Annotated in this window: 15 protein-coding genes and 1 other RNA gene; 11 read left to right on the top strand and 5 right to left on the bottom strand. The window is 66.9% G+C overall.

The annotated features are described in order from the left end of the window. The first annotated feature begins 30 nt into the window (after positions 1-30). The 4 genes from ACV959_RS14110 to hrcA all read left to right on the top strand — a co-directional run bounded on the left by ACV959_RS14110 (position 31) and on the right by hrcA (position 4,670). The gene (locus ACV959_RS14110) at positions 31-1,299 is read left to right on the top strand and encodes a glycosyltransferase (RefSeq protein ID WP_475737209.1); all 1,269 of its coding nucleotides are present in this window, start codon (positions 31-33) and stop codon (positions 1,297-1,299) included. Beyond that, positions 1,296-2,522 carry a glycosyltransferase gene (locus tag ACV959_RS14105; protein ID WP_475737208.1) on the top strand — a complete coding sequence of 409 codons (1,227 nt, stop codon included), beginning with the start codon at positions 1,296-1,298 and terminating at the stop codon, positions 2,520-2,522. The genes ACV959_RS14110 and ACV959_RS14105 overlap by 4 nt, the downstream gene beginning before the upstream one ends. A gap of 176 nt (positions 2,523-2,698) precedes the next feature. Next, on the top strand, positions 2,699-3,472 hold the full coding sequence (locus tag ACV959_RS14100; RefSeq protein WP_475737207.1) for an outer membrane protein: 774 nt from the start codon (positions 2,699-2,701) through the stop codon (positions 3,470-3,472). Positions 3,473-3,584: 112 nt separating this feature from the next. After that, complete coding sequence (gene hrcA / locus ACV959_RS14095; protein WP_475737206.1) at positions 3,585-4,670, top strand: heat-inducible transcriptional repressor HrcA; 1,086 nt, start codon at positions 3,585-3,587, stop codon at positions 4,668-4,670. A gap of 88 nt (positions 4,671-4,758) precedes the next feature. Here the strand turns inward: hrcA and ACV959_RS14090 are convergent, their stop codons facing one another. The 5 genes from ACV959_RS14090 to smbP (ACV959_RS14070) form a co-directional block, all read right to left on the bottom strand. Continuing rightward, entirely contained in the window at positions 4,759-5,133 is a 375-nt protein-coding gene (locus tag ACV959_RS14090) for a hypothetical protein (protein ID WP_475737205.1), read from the bottom strand. Positions 5,134-5,182: 49 nt separating this feature from the next. Further along, positions 5,183-5,479, bottom strand: coding sequence for a YARHG domain-containing protein (locus ACV959_RS14085; RefSeq protein ID WP_475737204.1), 297 nt, complete (start codon positions 5,477-5,479; stop codon positions 5,183-5,185). Positions 5,480-5,674: 195 nt separating this feature from the next. Next, the gene (locus ACV959_RS14080) at positions 5,675-7,918 is read right to left on the bottom strand and encodes a primosomal protein N' (protein WP_475737203.1); all 2,244 of its coding nucleotides are present in this window, start codon (positions 7,916-7,918) and stop codon (positions 5,675-5,677) included. An 85-nt stretch (positions 7,919-8,003) separates the two neighbouring features. After that, positions 8,004-8,360, bottom strand: a complete 357-nt coding sequence (gene smbP, locus ACV959_RS14075) for a small metal-binding protein SmbP (protein WP_475737202.1) — start codon at positions 8,358-8,360, stop codon at positions 8,004-8,006. 73 nt (positions 8,361-8,433) lie between these two features. Then, complete coding sequence (gene smbP, locus ACV959_RS14070; protein ID WP_475737201.1) at positions 8,434-8,799, bottom strand: small metal-binding protein SmbP; 366 nt, start codon at positions 8,797-8,799, stop codon at positions 8,434-8,436. Positions 8,800-8,973: 174 nt separating this feature from the next. Here smbP (ACV959_RS14070) and rnpB point away from each other — a divergent pair. From rnpB to mraY, 7 genes are all read left to right on the top strand, one after another. Further along, positions 8,974-9,354, top strand: an RNA gene (gene rnpB / locus ACV959_RS14065) — RNase P RNA component class A. A gap of 253 nt (positions 9,355-9,607) precedes the next feature. Then, positions 9,608-10,648 carry a 16S rRNA (cytosine(1402)-N(4))-methyltransferase RsmH gene (rsmH, locus tag ACV959_RS14060; protein WP_475737200.1) on the top strand — a complete coding sequence of 347 codons (1,041 nt, stop codon included), beginning with the start codon at positions 9,608-9,610 and terminating at the stop codon, positions 10,646-10,648. Continuing rightward, entirely contained in the window at positions 10,648-11,121 is a 474-nt protein-coding gene (gene ftsL / locus ACV959_RS14055) for a cell division protein FtsL (protein ID WP_475737199.1), read from the top strand. The genes rsmH and ftsL overlap by 1 nt, the downstream gene beginning before the upstream one ends. Before the next feature lie 14 nt (positions 11,122-11,135). Continuing rightward, a complete protein-coding gene (locus ACV959_RS14050; RefSeq protein WP_475739673.1) occupies positions 11,136-12,914 on the top strand; it encodes a peptidoglycan D,D-transpeptidase FtsI family protein in 1,779 nt (592 codons plus the stop codon). Further along, the gene (locus ACV959_RS14045; RefSeq protein WP_475737198.1) at positions 12,914-14,368 is read left to right on the top strand and encodes a UDP-N-acetylmuramoyl-L-alanyl-D-glutamate--2,6-diaminopimelate ligase; all 1,455 of its coding nucleotides are present in this window, start codon (positions 12,914-12,916) and stop codon (positions 14,366-14,368) included. The genes ACV959_RS14050 and ACV959_RS14045 overlap by 1 nt, the downstream gene beginning before the upstream one ends. Beyond that, entirely contained in the window at positions 14,365-15,786 is a 1,422-nt protein-coding gene (locus ACV959_RS14040) for a UDP-N-acetylmuramoylalanyl-D-glutamyl-2,6-diaminopimelate--D-alanyl-D-alanine ligase (RefSeq protein WP_475737197.1), read from the top strand. Before ACV959_RS14045 ends, ACV959_RS14040 begins: the two co-directional genes overlap by 4 nt. A 10-nt stretch (positions 15,787-15,796) precedes the next feature. Next, positions 15,797-16,879 carry a phospho-N-acetylmuramoyl-pentapeptide-transferase gene (mraY, locus tag ACV959_RS14035; RefSeq protein WP_475737196.1) on the top strand — a complete coding sequence of 361 codons (1,083 nt, stop codon included), beginning with the start codon at positions 15,797-15,799 and terminating at the stop codon, positions 16,877-16,879. Position 16,880: the final 1 nt, after the last annotated feature.

Raw genomic sequence — 16,880 nt, 5'->3', positions numbered from 1 at the left:
AAGTTTGGGCAAAAGCAAGGGGGCGGTCCGTTGGAGGAGCTTTCCGAGGCCCCGGCGGGCTCCACGGCTCCCGCGGCCAAGCCGCTCGCCGGCAAGACGGTCGCCGTCGTTCACGCCGCCTGGCACAGCTGCGGCAGCTATCAGGTCAACGTCAGCCAGATCGCCGCCTATCGCGCGCTCGGCGCCAGGGCCGTCTCGGTCGCGATGATGGACGCGCTCGGGCCGGCCGCGCCGTCGGGGCCGCGCTGGGAGGCCTATCTCGACGCGACGCGGGATCTGCGCGCGGACGCGCGCTATTTCTCCGGTCCGCCGACCTCGGCGCTGCTCTCGCCGGCGTTCCTCGCCAACGGCTACTGGCGCCTGATCCATGCCGATCAGGCCTCCTGGCTGATCGAATTGGCGAAGCGCGCGCCCTTGCCGGACGGCTTCGAGCGGGAAAGGATCGACTTCGTCCACGCAAATCATTTCTTCGCCATGCCCTTCGTGGAGACGCTCGCCCGCGGCCGGCGCGTTCCGGTCATTCTGGAGACTCAGGACATTCAGGCGCGCCAGTTCGCGCTGCGCAATCAGGGCGGCTTCTTCATCCCCCCATACGCGACCTACGACGACATGCTGAAAGTCGAGCTCGACTGGATGCGGCGCGCCGACCTCTGCTCGCATCTCAACGAAGAGGAATATCGGGATTTCCGGGAGCTGCTGCCGGAGGCCCGCCACACCCTCATCTATCCGGCCGTGCCGGACGTTCCGCGGGCGAGGGGCTTCGAGGTCGTCATCGTCGCAAGCGACAATTACGCGAATTACAAGAGCCTTCGCTGGTTTCTGGAAGAGGTTCGCCCGCGCGCCGGCGGGGCCAGGGTCGCCATCTACGGCAATATCGACGCGGGCGTGAAACGCCGCGACGCCGCTCTCTACGAGGCGCATCGCGACCTGTTCCGGGGCCGCGTCGACAATATCGGCGCCGTCTACGAGCGGGCCGGACTGGTGCTGCTGCCCACCATCGAAGGCCACGGCCTCTCGATAAAGGCGGTGGAGGCGCTCGCCTGCGGCGCGCCTCTGGTCGCCATGCCGCTCGCCTTCCGGGGCATGCAGGTCGATCCGCGCGCGCTCTCGAACGTCGCGCTGGCGCAGGACGCCGCGCAATTCGCCCAGTTCTGGCGGGCGGGGCAGGCGCGCTGCGACAGGGGCGACACGCCGCCGCCAGGGAGCGACACCCGGCGCCTTTATGAAGAGGCCTTCAGCCCGCAGGCCTATGCGCGCACGCTCGGCGCGGCGGCCGTCTCGCTTCTGGCGCCCGCATGAGCGCGCTCGCGGGGCGTCGGGTCGCGCTCGTGCATCCAGCCTGGCATTCCTGCGGCACCTATCGGGTGGTGCTGGGCCAGATCGAGGCCTATCGCGCGCTCGGCGCGGAGGTTTTCCCGCTCGCGATCAGCTCCGATCCCGGTTTCGTTCCGGGACGCGACTGGATCTGGAAGTCTTTCTCCGAAGCGACCCCGGAACTGGACGGGGGACCGCGCTTTTTTGGCGGCGCGCCGTTTCACGCGATGCTGGACCCGCGGTTTCTGGTTGGAACGCTCTGGCCATACGTCCACGGGGACCAGGCCGCGATCCGCCTCGGCATGGCCGAGCGCGCGGTTCTCTCGCCCGATCTCGCCCGGCGGGATTTTGACCTCGTCCACTGCAATCATTTCTTCCTGATGCCGGTCGCACGGCGGCTCGCGCGGGGGCGGGCGCCGATCATGCTCGACACGCACGATCTCCAGGCCCGCCAGTTCGTCCTCATCAACGCCCGCATGCCCTGGCTGCCGCCGCGCGTGAGTTATGACGCGATGCTGGCGCAGGAACTCGAGGCCATGCGGGGGGCTGACCTGCTGCTGCATCTCAATGCGCAGGAGGCGGAGGATTTCCGCGCGCTCCTTCCGGAGAAGACCCACGCGCTGCTCTATCCTGCGACGCCCGCCGCGCCGAGGGGGCCGGGCGGCGGCGACATCGTGATCGTGTCCAGCAACAACACGGCCAATGTCGAGAGCGTCATCTGGTTTCTGCGCGAGGTCGCCCCGAAGGCGCCGGGCGTCGCGGTGACGATCGCGGGCAATGTCGACTCGGGCGTGCGCGCCCGCGCGCCCGCGGAATACGCCGCCTACAGGGAATGGTTTCTGGGCCGGGTCGACGATCCCGGCGCGATCTACGCCGGCGCGAAGCTCGTCCTGCTGCCGACCATCGGGGGCACGGGTCTGTCCATCAAGACGGTCGAAGCCATGTCGAGCGGCCTTCCTCTCGTCGCCACGCCGCAGGCGCTTAGGGGGATGGACGAATCGGCTTTTCGTCTCGAAGGCGTCACGATCGCCGAGACCGCCGGGGACTTCGCCCGGGCTCTCGCCGAAGCGGCCGCGCGGCCGCCGAGAAGCGAATCGGAACGGGCGGCGAGCGCGACGCGGGCCTTCTATGAATCGCGCTTTTCGCTCTGCGCCTATCGACGCCATCTGGAAAATCTCGCGGCCCCGCTCCTTGATCGCCATGGTTAAGATATTCTTATTGAAAAACAGATGGTTGCGACCCAGTGTGACGCATCCGCAACGCTGCCGATAAATTAGCCGTTCCGCGCGTGGCGATAATTTCTTCGTATATTCCCAAATGTTACTTTCCGGCATGAAGTTGCTGCGCCGGTGACCGGGCGGCCTCGCCGTTGGAGACCCATGTTATGACTTTCAAGGCTTCGGTGATTGGCGCTGTCGCGTCGGTTCTGGCGATCGGCGCCGCAAACGCCGCCGACCTCCCGAGCTACAAGGCTCCGCCGCCGCCGCCCGCCCCGGTTTGGGACTGGAGCGGCTGGCACGTGGGCGTTAGCGGATCCTATGGCGGCGGCTCCGCGGCCTATGCCTCGTCGATCTGGACGGTCGGCTTCCCGGGCGGCTGGAACAATGTCGCGTCGTCGAGCGGCACGAGCGGCTTTCTGGTCGGCGTCCAGAGCGGCTACACGTGGCAGTTCGCAAATAATGTCGTGCTGGGCTATGAGTCGGAATTCAACTACGCCGACGTGAGCAGCAATAATGCCAGCGCCTGGGGCGGCCCGATGAGAAGCCGTCTTAACTGGTTCGGCGCGGAGCGCGCCCGGTTGGGCTACGCTTTCGGCCGCGTCCTGCCATACGTCACCGGCGGCCTCGCCTATGGCCAGGTGCGCGCCAACGGCAATGAGACTCTGGGCGCATTCGTCTTCCCGACGTCCGCCTCCACCTGGCAGGCCGGCTGGACTGTCGGCGCGGGCGTGGAATACGCCCTGTGGAACAATCTCTCCATCAAGGCCGAATACCTTTACTCGCGCCTGAACGGCCCGCGCGGCTCCGGCATCGGATTCCCCGGCGTCTATCGCGTGTTCGAGGGCCGTGGCTTAGACACCCATATCGCGCGCGTTGGCATCAACTACCAGATCAAGAATTTCGGCGCGCTGATCGGCTGGCCGGAACTGGGGATTTGAGGCAGTCCGCCAGCGGTTCACAGAATCTCGCGAGCCCGGCCCTGGCGGCCGGGCTTTTTCATTTCCGCCGCATGGTCTCGACGCGCCGCGCGGATGCGCTATTCTCGCGCGCATGATCCGACCCTCGCCGATCATCCCGCCTGCTTCGAGCCTTTCGCAGCTGACCGACCGGTCCCGGGAAATTTTCCGACAACTCGTCGACAGCTATCTGGCCTCCGGCGAACCGGTCGGGTCGCGGCAACTGTCGCGGCTCCTGCCGATGACGCTCTCGCCGGCGTCTGTTCGCAACGTCATGCAGGATCTGGAGGAGCTTGGCCTCATCTATGCGCCGCATACGAGCGCCGGGCGCCTGCCCACGGAGCTGGGCCTGCGGTTCTTCGTCGATTCGATGCTGCAGATCGGCGACCTCGAGGAGGCTGAGCGCGCCCGCATCGCCGCCGAGGTCGAGGCCGCGTCGAAAGAGCACGACCTCGAAGGCGTGCTGGCCGAGGCGACGAGCCTGCTGTCGGGCCTGACGCGCGTCGCGGGCGTGGTGGTGGCGACCAAGGAAAACGTGCGGCTCAAGCAGATCGATTTCGTCCGGCTCGAGCCCGAGCGGGCGCTCGCCATTCTCGTCGCCGACGACGGGACGGTCGAGAATCGCGTCATTCCCGTCTCGCGCGATTTGCCGGCCTCCGCGCTGGTGGAGGCGGCGAACTATCTCAACGCCCGCATCACGGGGCGCACGCTGGCGGAGGCGCGGGAGGGCATAGAGGCGTCGCGCCGCGCCGCGCAGATGGAGCTCGACGAATTGACGGCGCGGCTCGTCCAAGCGGGGCTCGCGAGCTGGGCGGGCGCGCCGAGCGAAAATCGTCAGCTCATCGTGCGCGGACAGGCGCATCTTCTCGAGGACCTCACCGCCGCCGCCGATCTCGAACGCGTGCGTCTTCTCTTCGCCGATCTCGAAACCAAGACGGAAGTGATCGATCTGCTTGAGCGCGCCGAACAGGGCGAAGGCGTGCGCATCTTCATCGGCTCGGAGAACAGGCTGTTCTCGCTCTCCGGCTCGTCGATGATCGCCGCGCCGCTGCGCGACAGCGAGCGGCGCATCATCGGCGCGCTCGGCGTGATCGGCCCCACGCGCATCAATTATGCGCGCATCGTGCCCATGGTGGACTACACGGCGAAAGTCGTCGCGCGCGTCGTCGGCGGCGCGTGAGACGGACGGGTCAGGCTGCAAACCCGGCAAAAAAAAGACGGGTCGAGGCCGCAGCCTCGATCCGCCAATTAACGGAACCTCGACGTGATTACCAGTGGCCGCCCCAATGGCCGCCGTGATGCCCGCCGCCGTGCCAGCCCCAGCCATGGTGTCCGCCATGACCCCAGCCGCCATGACCCCAGCCGCCATGACCCCAGCCGCCATGTCCCCAGCCGCCGTGATGGCCCCAACCGTAACCGCCGCCCCACCCGTAGCCGCCGTGACGATGCCCGGAATGGCTCCACCAGCATCTGCCGTGACGGCAGACCCACACGGCGTGGGCCTGCTCCAGTCCGGCCGCGTCATTCGATTGCGCGACGGCGTCTTTCGGGGCGGCCGGCATGGCCGAGGCGGTCAGCGGATTGCCGGCGAGCGCCGCGGCCGCGACCAGCGAGGCGATCATTGTTTTTGCGGAAGCGTTCATGTCGATCCTTTCCGTTTCGGCGTTGAAAAAGCAGATGTGTCCCGGCGGCTCAGTTGCAACCGTTGCGGCTTTCCCACATCTGGATTTCATTCACGCGGCGGCGCTCCCACCCGCGCAACTCGCCGTAGGGCGGGAAGCAGCCGGGCCCGAACTCAGCGCGGGCGCGGGGCGTCTTGAAGCAATAGCCGTTGCGCGCATAGATCTTGTTGCGCTCGTACCAAAGCTCGTCACACGACATTTCTGAAGGATGTTGCGCTTTTGCCGGCGCTATCGCCGCGACGAGGGCCGTTCCCGAGACAACCGCAGCAAGACTTGCGCGCGCGCAAGAGAACCAAAGTCTTTTCATTTTCGCTCCCTTTTTTCATGCGCGAAATGAAAGAAAAGTGTAAACGATGCTTCGTCTCACGCACATTAGCTGTGTCGCACGCGACAGATGTGAATGCGGTGAAAAGCCGCGTTGCAATTCGAGCGTTTTTCGGAAGAGCCGAAAGGGCGCGAAGGTTCGCCGCGTTGTGTACAAAAGGAGGCGCCGTCGCGCAGGTCACATGAAATTTTGCGGATCAACGTCGATCTGCACGCGCACGCCGCCGCGCGCTTTCGGCGCGGTCGCCATGAGATCGCGCAGGAAGCTCTGCACGTCGGCGCCGCGCGGCGCCTTCACGAGCAGGCGGTAACGATAACGCCCGCGAATGAGCGCGATGGGCGCTTCGGCGGGACCGAGCGTCAGGATCTCGTCGGGCTCCGGCAATCCGCCGAGCGCGGCGACGCGATAGCGCGGCGAGGGCGGCAATTCATGCGCGACGCGCGCCAGGGCGCGGGCGTGGGTTTCGGCGGCCGCCGCGTCCTTGCCGGAGACAATCAAGGCCGCGAGGCGGCCGAAAGGCGGAAGGCCGGCGCGCTCGCGCACGGCGATTTCCTGCGCGTAGAATCGTTCCGCGTCGCCCGAGAGCAGGGCGGCGATCACGGGATGTTCCGGCTGGAAGGTCTGGATCAGCGCGCGTCCCGGCTTGTCGGCGCGTCCCGCGCGTCCCGTCACCTGATTGAGCAGTTGAAAAGTTCGCTCCGCGGCGCGGGGGTCGCCGCTTCCGAGCCCGAGGTCGGCGTCGATCACGCCGACCAGCGTGAGATGCGGAAAATTGTGTCCCTTGGCGACGAGCTGCGTGCCGATGACGATGTCGAAGGCGCCTCTGGCGATCTCCTCGAGTTCGCGCCGCAGGCGCTCGGCCCCGCCCGGAAAATCCGACGAGAGCACGAGAATGCGCGCGTCGGGAAACAGCGACGCGGCTTCTTCCGCCAGACGCTCCACGCCCGGCCCGCAGGCCGCGAGCGCGTCCTCGGCGCCGCATTCCGGACATGTGTCGGGGCGCCGCTCGGTGTGGCCGCAATGATGGCACACGAGGGCGCGTCGAAAGCGGTGCTCCACCAGCCACGCGTCGCAATTCTCGCATCGGAAGCGATGGCCGCAGACGCGGCACAGGGTTAGCGGCGCATAGCCGCGACGGTTGAGAAACAACAGCGCCTGTTCGCCGCGCGCGATGGTTTCGCCGATGGCGAGCGCGAGGCGCGGCGCGATCCAGCGTCCGCGCTGCGGCCCTTCTACGCGCATGTCGATCGCATCGAGCACAGGCATTGGCCGCGCTCCCGCGCGCGCGTGGAGCCGCAAATGGCTGTAGCGACCACGCTCGGCGTTGACGCGCGTTTCGATCGACGGCGTCGCGGAGGCGAGGACGATCGTCGCGTTCTCGAAGCGCGCGCGGACGACGGCCATGTCGCGCGCGTGATAGAGGGCGCCGTCGTCCTGCTTGTAGGCGCCTTCGTGTTCTTCGTCGACGACGATGAGGCGCAGGTCGCGAAATGGGAGGAAAAGCGCCGAACGCGCCCCGGCGACGACGTCGAGTTCGCCGGTCGCGGCGGCGCACCAGATGCGCGCCCGCTTGCGGGGCGAAACGCCCGAATGCCATTCCGCCGGCCTTTCGCCGAAACGCGCGGCGAAGCGTTCGAGAAACTGCGCGGTAAGCGCGATCTCCGGCATCATGACGAGCGCCTGTCCGCCTTCCTTCAGTGCGGCGGCGACGGCTTCGAAATAGACTTCCGTTTTTCCCGAACCCGTGACGCCCTCGAGCAGAAAGGGCTTGTAGACATGCGTCTGCACGGCTTTCGTCAGCGCCTCCGCGGCCTCGCGCTGCGCGGGTTCGAGGGCGGGCGCCGCGAAGTCGGGATCAAGGGCGCGCGCGACGGGTTCGGGCGGCGCGGCGAGGGCTTCGAGCGCGCCGTCGTCGACGAGCGCGTCTATGACGCCCGGGGAACAGGCGGCCGCTTCGGCGAGCGCTTTTTTCGAGAAGGCCATGCCGCCTTCGGCCGCCTCCAGAACGCGCGCCCGCGTCGGGGTGAGCCGTTCGGGCCTGGCGCCCGTGGCGCGGTAAACCGTGCGCGGCGACTCCGCCGCCGCTTCTTCCGCCGCCCGAGTCGCGAGGCGCAGCGCCATGCCGCGCGGCGTCAGCGTGTAGCGAGCGAGCCAGTCCAGGAAGTCGCGCAATTTTTGCGACAGCGGCGGCCGGTCCAGCCGCGAGATAACGGCCTTGAGATTGCCGCGCGGCGCGGGGCTTTCGTCGACCGACCAGACGACGCCATAGGCCTCCCGCGTTCCCAGCGGAATCTTGACGCTGTCGCCGGGCGCAAGTCCGAGCGCGGACGGCGCGAGATAGGAATATGTCGTATCGACGGCGACCGGCGCGAGGACGTCGACGACCTGCGTTTGCTTCGACTCTCCGGGGGGCGCGGTCATGCCCCGCCTTATCGCATCCGCCGCCGCGCCGGAAGGGCGCATGCGGCGCAGGCGGGGCTCTGCAACCCCGCCCGGCCCCGATGGATCAGGGAATGGCCTTGAGATGGCTTAGCGCCTGCTCGGCATGGCGGACGCCGCGATCGATGCGGCTGTGGAGGTGCGTGCGCTTGGCGGTCTTGATGCCCTGGCGCAAATGTTTGATCGCCTCCTTGAGGTCGCCGGTCGGCTTCGCGTCTCCGGCTTCCGCCTGCGCATGGTCGAGGGCGTTGTGCGCATGTTCGGCGAAGGAAGAGGCGTTGTATTGCTTGCCCTCCCGAATCGCCTCCTCCGTCTCCTCGATCGCCTGCTGGACGTGTTCGCTCGCGGCGAAGGACGCCCGCGGGACCGCGGCGAAAGCGAAAGCCAGAGCGAAAGCGGCGGCGAGGGCTCTACGTGACATCATATCCTGACTCCCTATAGCTCCGTTGATTAAAAACGATTGGACGGCGCGACGGCTTCAGTGATTGGCCGCGACCTTAGTGATTGGCCGCGACCTTGAGATGGATGAGCGCGCGTTCCGCGTGCCGTATGCCCGCCTCGAGCCGATGGACGTGATGCGTCCGCTTGGCGACCTTGATGGCGTCGCGCAGGTGCTTGACCGCCATGCTCACATGGCCGCGGGGATCGAAACCGGCGGCGACCGCCTCCCGAGCGTGATCGAGCGCATTATGGGTGTGCTCGACGAAGGACGAGAACATATGCTGCCGCCCCTCGTGGATCGCCTCCCTCGTCTCCCGGACCGCCGCATCGACATGGCGGTGTTCGGCCATCGCCGCGCGCGGCGCGGCGAGCAGGGTGAGTCCTAGTCCCAGCGCCGCCAGGCCGGTTCTTCGGTCGATCATATTTTTCTCCCCCGTATTATTGTCGTGTCGTTTTCTGCGCCGGGCGACAGGAGCCGCCGCGCAAGAAAGTAGATGGATCGCGTCAGGCGTTTTCCCAGTGTCGGAGCTCCCGCCGAAATGCAGCAAAACGCCGCGCCTTGACCTTCCGCCGCGCGCTCCCTATCCCTTTGAGAGCCAGTCGGCCGGACGGCCGCTGCGTCACGCAGAGGAAAGTCCGGGCTCCACGGAGACACGGCGCCGGATAACGTCCGGCGGGGGCGACCCCAGGGAAAGCGCCACAGAAAGCAAACCGCCGGGCTTTGCGCCCGGCAAGGGTGAAAGGGTGCGGTAAGAGCGCACCGCCTCGACGGCAACGCCGAGGGCATGGCAAGCCCCGCCGGGAGCAAAACCGAATAGGGGCGACCGAAGGCGAAAGTCTTCAACCCGTCTCCGGGACGTCGCCCGGGTTGGTTGCTCGAGGCGGTCGGCGACGACCGTCCCAGAGGAATGGCCGTCACGTCGCGTCGGGCAACCGGCGCGGCCATACAGAACCCGGCTTACAGGCCGGCTGGCGCCGTTTTTTGGCCCGAATCGGGACGCCGGGGCGTGCGGCGTAAACCCTCCCTTAACACTAACAAAGCTTAATGCTGTTTGGCGCCGGAGGAGGCGCTGCGGCCCGCCGCCGCTTCGCCGACGCCCTGAAGAAACGATGGCCCGCCCAGAGATTTCGCCGCGACGCTTCGAGACCGCGAGCCGGTTGTTCGCCGGCCCGGCGGGCCGCGTCCGGCGGAGGGGACGAACGGCGGCGGCGAATGCGAGGGCGAGCGTGATGGGGAAGGACCGCGGCGCGGATCAAATCCCGGCGGATGGCGGTCCGGTCCGGCATGTGCCCGTTCTGCTGCGCGAGGCCGTCGAGGCGCTGCGGCCGCGCAACGGCGGCCGCTATCTCGACGGCACGTTCGGGGCGGGCGGCTATACGCGCGCCCTGCTCGCCGCCGCCGACACAAGGGTTCTGGCGCTCGACCGCGACCCGATGGCGATCGCCGCGGGGGCCGACCTGGTCTCGCAGGCGCGCGGACGGCTGACGCTCGTCGAAGCGCGCTTCTCGCAGCTCGAAGACGCGGCGCGCGCGCAGGGCTTTGCGCCGCTCGACGGCGTCGTCCTCGACATCGGCGTCTCGTCCATGCAATTCGACGAGATCGAACGCGGCTTCTCCTTTCGCGGCGACGGCCCGCTCGACATGCGCATGGAGGGCAGGGGCCTTTCCGCCGCCGACATCGTCAATGAGGCGGACGAGGAGACGCTCGCCGACATCCTCTATTTTTACGGCGAGGAACGCGCGGCGCGCCGCATCGCGCGCGCCATCGTTCACGACCGCAAGCTCGCGCCTTTCACCTCGACCAAGCCGCTCGCGGAAATGATCGCGCGCGTCGCGCCGGGGCGGCCGGGCGACATTCATCCCGCGACCAAGAGCTTCCAGGCGCTGCGCATCGCCGTGAACGACGAATTGGGCGAATTGCTCGACGGCCTCGCGGCGGCCGAGCGCGTGCTCGCGGAAGGCGGGCGACTTGCGGTCGTCACCTTCCATTCGCTCGAAGACCGCATCGTGAAGCAGTTTCTCGCGGAGCGCTCGGGGCGCGGCGAAACCGGTTCGCGCCGCCTGCCGGGCGAAGCCGCGCCGCCGCCTTCGAGCTTCGTCTGCGAGGGGCGCCAGCCGATCGCGCCCTCGCGCGAGGAGACGGCGGCAAATCCGCGCGCGCGCTCCGCCAAGCTTCGTCACGCTACGCGCACCGCCGCGCCGGCGCTGCCGCCGGGCGAGCGCCTCGCGCGTCTCGCGCGTCTGCCCGTCCGCGACAAAGGAAAACCGTAATGCTCCGGCTTCTCAACATCGTCGCGATTCTGGCGCTTGTCGGCTCGGCGGTTTACGCCTATTCGATCAAATATCAGACGGCCTATCGCTACGAGCAGATCGCCAAGACGAAAATCGAGATCAAGCAGGAGCGCGACGCCATCGCCGTATTGCGGGCGGAATGGGCCTATATGACCCGGCCCGAGCGTCTTCAGCCGCTCGCCGACAAATATTTGCCCGACTTGAAGCCGCTTCAGGTGACGCAACTCGTGCCCGCAACGGCGCTGCCGCAGAAGGCGCGCAGCGACTCCATCGGCGCCAAGCTCACCGAAATCGGCCTGAGCCTGCCGGCGACCCCGGCGGCGGCGCCAGCGACGCCCACAACGCCGAAAGCGGACGCGCCGAAAACGAGAACCGCAACCCCCAAGGTCGTGACGACCAAGGCGCCGAGCGCCAGCCAGCAGAGCCCGAGCCGCGAGCAGAAGAAGCCATGACAGAGCGTCAGCACATGCCGGACATGCTCGAAACGCCGCCGGCCCGTCCGACGAAGAGGCCGTCGAAATATGCGGGCATGGTCCGCGCCGCCTTCACGACGAGCCTCGCCTCCAGCGCGCCGCGCATGCGACTCGCGGCGTTGGGTTTCCTCGCGCTTTACGGCGTCATTTGCGCCAAGCTCGTCTATCTCGGCTTCAGGCCCGAGCCGGCGACGATTCGTCGCGCCGCCGCGGAGGCCGTCGCCGCCTCGCGCCCCGATATTCTCGACCGCAACGGCGAAGTGCTCGCAAGCGACGTGAAAGTGATGTCCGTTTTCGCCGAGCCGCGCCGTCTCATCGACAAGGACGAAGCGACCGAACTGCTCACGGCCGTTCTGCCGGACGTCGACTCAAAGGAGTTGCGCGAACGCCTCGGCTCCAAAAAAGGCTTCGTCTGGGTGAAGCGCGAAGTCACGCCGCACCAGCGCGACGAGGTGTTTCATCTGGGACTTCCCGGCGTCGGCCTCATCGCGGAGAACAAGCGCGTCTATCCCAACGGCCCGATCGGCGCGCATGTGCTCGGCTATGCGAACATCGACAACCAGGGCATCGCCGGCATCGAGAAATACATCGACGGGCAGGGCCTCGCGGATCTCCACAATCTCGGCTTCGGCGCGACGCCCGACGATCTGCAGCCGGTGACGCTCTCGCTCGACATTCGCGCGACGCATGCGCTGCGCGACGAACTCGCGAAGGGCGTCGAACACTTCAAGGCCAAGGCCGGCGCGGCGGCGATCATGGACGTCAATACGGGCGAAATCATCGCCATGGCGTCTCTGCCCGACTACGATCCGAACAAGCCGACCGACGCGCTCGACCCGCTGCACATTAACCGCATGAACGTCGGCGTCTATGAGATGGGCTCGACTTTCAAGGCGCTGACCATCGCCATGGCGCTCGACTCGGGCAAGGTGAATCTCAACTCGCGCCTCGACGCGCGCGGCGCGCTCTCCTTCGGCCGCTTCAAGATTCACGACTACCATGCGCAGAACCGCGCGCTGACCGTGCCGGAAGTCTTCACTTATTCGTCGAACGTCGGCACGGCGCGCATGGCGATGGGGCAGGGCGTCGAGAAGCACAAGGCCTTTCTGCGCAAGATGGGCCAGCTGACGCGCATGCGCACGGAATTGCCTGAAAGCGCCGAGCCGCTCTACCCAAAGAACTGGAGCGAGCTGAACACCATGACGATCGCCTTCGGCCACGGTCTCGCCGTGGCGCCGTTGCAGGCGATGATGGCGGTCGGCGCGCTGATGAACGGCGGCTATCTCATGACGCCGACCTTCCTGAAGCGCAGCCCGGAAGAGGCGATGAAAGACGCCGTGCAGGTGATCAAGCCCGAGACGAGCGAAGCGATGCGCTATCTGATGCGCCTCAACGCTGAGATCGGCACCGCGAAAAAGGTCGACATCGCCGGCTATTTCGTCGGCGGCAAGACCGGCACGGCCGAAAAGGTGATCGGCGGCCATTACTCTAAGAACCGACTGTTCACGACCTTCATGGCCGTCGCGCCGTCTGACAAGCCGAAGTATCTTTTCCTCACCATCATGGACGAGCCGCAGGGGCTTCCGGAAACCGGCGGCTACGCGACGGCGGCCTACAATTCCGGCTATGTAACGGGCGAGATCATCGAGCGCGTCGGTCCGATCCTCGGCCTCGCGCCGCGTTTCGAGCCGCCGCATCTGCCCTTCCCGCTGCTTGCGAAACTCGGATATGGCATGGCTAATGTTCCGGCAGCCGGAGGCCATGGACACTGATGCGTCTCGTCGAGCTTCTCGCGACAAACGATCTCGATCCAGCGCTCGCGACGCTCGACGTCGCGGGACTTTCCGCCGACAGCCGCGCGGTTGGCCCGGGCTTCGTCTTTTTCGCTATTCCCGGCCATGCGGGCGATGGACTGTCTTTCGTGAATGACGCGAAGGCGCGCGGCGCGAGCGTCGTCGTCGCGCAACGCGAGGCCGAGTGTCCGTTGCCGCTCGTCGTCGTCGACGATGTGCGCGCCGCGCTCGCGCGGGCCGCCGCGCGCTTCTATCCGCGCCAGCCGAAAACGATCGTCGCCGTCACGGGCACGAGCGGCAAGACCTCCGTCGTCGCCTTCCTGCGCCAGATCTGGGCGGCGCTGGGTCATGAGGCCGCGTCGCTGGGAACCGTTGGCGTTGTCGACTCAAAAGGCGCCCATTACGGCGCGCTCACGACGCCGGGCCCGGTCGAACTGCACAAGTCGCTCGACGAACTCGCGGCGCGCGGCGTGACGCATCTCGCGATGGAGGCGTCGTCTCTCGGCATCGATCAGCGCCGTCTCGACGGCGTGCGCCTCGCGGCCGCCGCCTTCACCAATTTCTCGCGCGATCATCTCGACCACCATCGCGACATGGAGGAATATTTCGCGGCGAAGATGCGTCTCTTCGACACGCTGCTTCAGCCCGGACAAACCGCGGTGATTGACGCCGACAGCAACGTCGCCGCGCGCGTGGCGCAAGGCTGCGCGGCTCGTGGGCTCACGCTCTTCGGCGTCGGCGCGAAAGGCGAGGCGATCACGCTGAAAGAAATGCGCGCACATGCGCTTGCGACGCGTCTCGCGATCGAACATGCAGGCGTTCGCTACGAGGTGGACTTGCCGCTGGCCGGCGCGTTTCAGGCTTCCAATGCGCTTGTCGCGGCCGGCCTCGCCATCGCGGCGGGCGACGATCCGGCCCGGGTGTTCGCCGCGCTCGGCAATCTCCAGGGCGCGCCGGGGCGACTCGAACTCGTCGGCGCGCGCGGCGGCGCGCCGGTCTTCGTCGATTACGCGCACAAGCCTGACGCGCTGGAAAAGGTTCTCGCGACGTTGCGTCCGCTCACGAAATCGCGCCTCATCGTCGTCTTCGGTTGCGGCGGCGACCGCGACAAAGGCAAGCGCCCGCTCATGGGAGAGATCGCCGCGCGCATGGCCGACGTCGTGATCGTCACAGACGACAATCCGCGCAGCGAGGACGCGGCCGCGATCCGCGCCGCCGTCATCGCGGGCGCGGGTCGGGCGGAGGCCGCGCGGGTCATCGAAATCGCGGATCGCGGCGAAGCCATTTCGAAGGCCGTCGCGGATCTTCGCGACGGCGACGCGCTCGTCGTCGCCGGCAAGGGTCATGAAACTGGCCAGATCGTCGGGGATCGCATATTGCCCTTTTCCGATCACGAAGCGGTGGCGAAAGCTTTGCAGGAGCACGGTTCATGAAGCAGGAGCCTCTCTGGTCGGGACTGGCGCTCGTCGGCGCCTTGCAGGCCCGCGTCAGCGGCCCGCTGGCGCGCGAGGTCACGGGCGTCTCGATCGACACGCGCACGCTCGAGGCGGGCGATCTCTTCGTCGCCATCAAGGGCGAGGCGCGCGACGGCCATGAATTCGTGCGCGCAGCTTTCGAGAAGGGCGCCGCAGCGGCGGTGATCGACGAAGCCCATGCGGCGGAACTCGCCGGAGCCGGGCCGCTCTTCGTCGTAAAGGATGTGCAGCGATCGCTGGAGCTTCTCGGCATGCGCGCGCGCGACCGCAGCAGCGCCTTCATCGCGGCGATCACCGGCTCGGTCGGCAAAACGTCGACGAAGGACATGACGCGGCTGATGCTGTCGAAATTCGGCGACGCGCACGCCTCCGTCGCATCCTACAACAATCAATGGGGCGTGCCGCTCACGCTCGCGCGCATGCCGGCGTCGTCGCGTTTCGGCGTGTTCGAACTCGGCATGAACCACGCGGGCGAAATCGCCGGTCTGGTCGCGCAGGTCCGGCCTCACGTCGCCGTCGTCACGAAAGTCGCTGCGGTGCATCTGGAGCATTTCCAGTCCGTCGAGGGAATCGCCGACGCCAAGGCGGAGATTTTCTCCGGACTCGACGGCGGCGTCGCCATCGTCAGCCGGGACGACGATCATTACGAGCGGCTTGCTGCGGCGGCCGCGCAAACGGCGGCGCACATATTTACTTTCGGCGAATCGCAGGACGCGCAGGCGCAGCTTCTGTCCTACAGGCAGATAGACGACGGCTGTGAAGTCGAGGCGCAGATCCTCGACAAGCGTCTGACCTATCGCATCGGGGCGCCCGGCAAGCACATCGCGCTCAACTCGCTGGCCGCTCTCTTGATCGCACTCGTCTTCGATCTCGACGTGGCGAAGGCCGCCGCGACCTTGGCCGAGTTCGCGCCGCCCTCGGGGCGCGGTCAGCGGGAACGTCTCGTGGTCGGCTCGGGCGAGTTCACCCTGATCGACGAGAGCTACAACGCCAATCCGACCTCGATGCGCGCGGCCTTCGATCTGCTCGCCGCGACGGCGCCTGGCGCGGGCGGGCGTCGGATCGCGGCGCTCGGCGACATGCTGGAGTTGGGGCCGCAGGGCGCCGAGCTGCACGCGGGCCTGGCGGACGATCTCTCTCGCGCGAAGGTCGACCTTCTTTTCACGGCCGGCCCGTTGATGTCGCGCCTCTACTACGCCGCGCCAGACGGGATGCGCGGCGCGCATCGAGCGACGTCGCTCGAGCTGGAAGAGGCGATCCTCGCCGCGATCCGGCCCGGCGACGTGCTCATGGTCAAAGGCTCGAACGGATCGAAAATGTCGCGCATCGTCGCGGCCGCGAAAGCCAAATTCGCGTTGCCCGAAAAGGCCAGCTAAGGAAGGCGCTATGCTGACGCTGCTCGCGGACCTGTCCTACCTCTACAGTCCGCTCAATATCTTCCGCTACATCACCTTCCGCGCCGCCTGTGCGGCCGCGACGGCGCTGTTCTTCGTCTTTTTCTTCGGCCCCGGCATCATCGCGGCGCTGCGCATCAAGCAGGGCAAGGGCCAGCCGATCCGCGAAGACGGCCCGGCGTCCCATCTCGTGACCAAGAAGGGCACGCCGACGATGGGCGGGCTCATGATCCTTTCGGGCCTCATCGCCGCGACGCTCCTGTGGGCCAATCTGCGCAACTATTATGTGTGGATCGTTCTGTTCGTCACGGCCTCGTTCGGCGCGATCGGCTTTTACGACGACTATCTCAAGGTCACGAAGCAGTCGCACGCGGGCTTTTCCGGCAAGGCGCGTCTTGCCCTGGAGTTTCTCATCGCCGGCGTCGCCTGCTGGCTGCTGATGAAGGTCGGCGGCGACAATATGTCGAAGCTCGCTATTCCCATGGTCAAGGGTTATGTAGGCTCTTTGGGCGCGTTCTTCATCGTCTTCGGCGCCTTTGTCATCGTCGCCGCCGGCAATTGCGTGAACCTCACGGACGGACTCGACGGGCTCGCGATCGTGCCCTCGATGATCGCGGTGGGAACATTCGCGATTTTCGCCTATCTCGTCGGCAATTCGATCTTTTCGAATTATCTCGGCGTGAATTATGTCGCCGGCGTCGGCGAACTCACCATCGTCTGCTCGGCTTTCATCGGCGCGGGACTCGGGTTCCTGTGGTTCAATGCGCCGCCGGCGCAGATTTTCATGGGCGACACGGGCTCGCTCGCGCTCGGCGGATTGCTGGGCACCGTCGCCGTGGCCGTCAAGCAGGAATTCGTTCTCGCGATCGTCGGCGGCCTCTTCGTCCTCGAAGGCTCCTCGGTCATCATTCAGGTCGCCTATTACAAACTTACCGGCAAGCGCATTTTCCTGATGGCGCCCATCCATCATCACTTCGAGCAAAAGGGCTGGAAGGAGCCGCAGATCGTCATCCGCTTCTGGATCATCGCCTTCGTTCTGGCGCTCACAGGTCTTTCGACCCTCAAGTTGAGGTGAC

This window comes from Methylocystis sp. Se48 (assembly GCF_056269425.1).
This window is presented reverse-complemented; position numbering and strand designations above follow the sequence as displayed.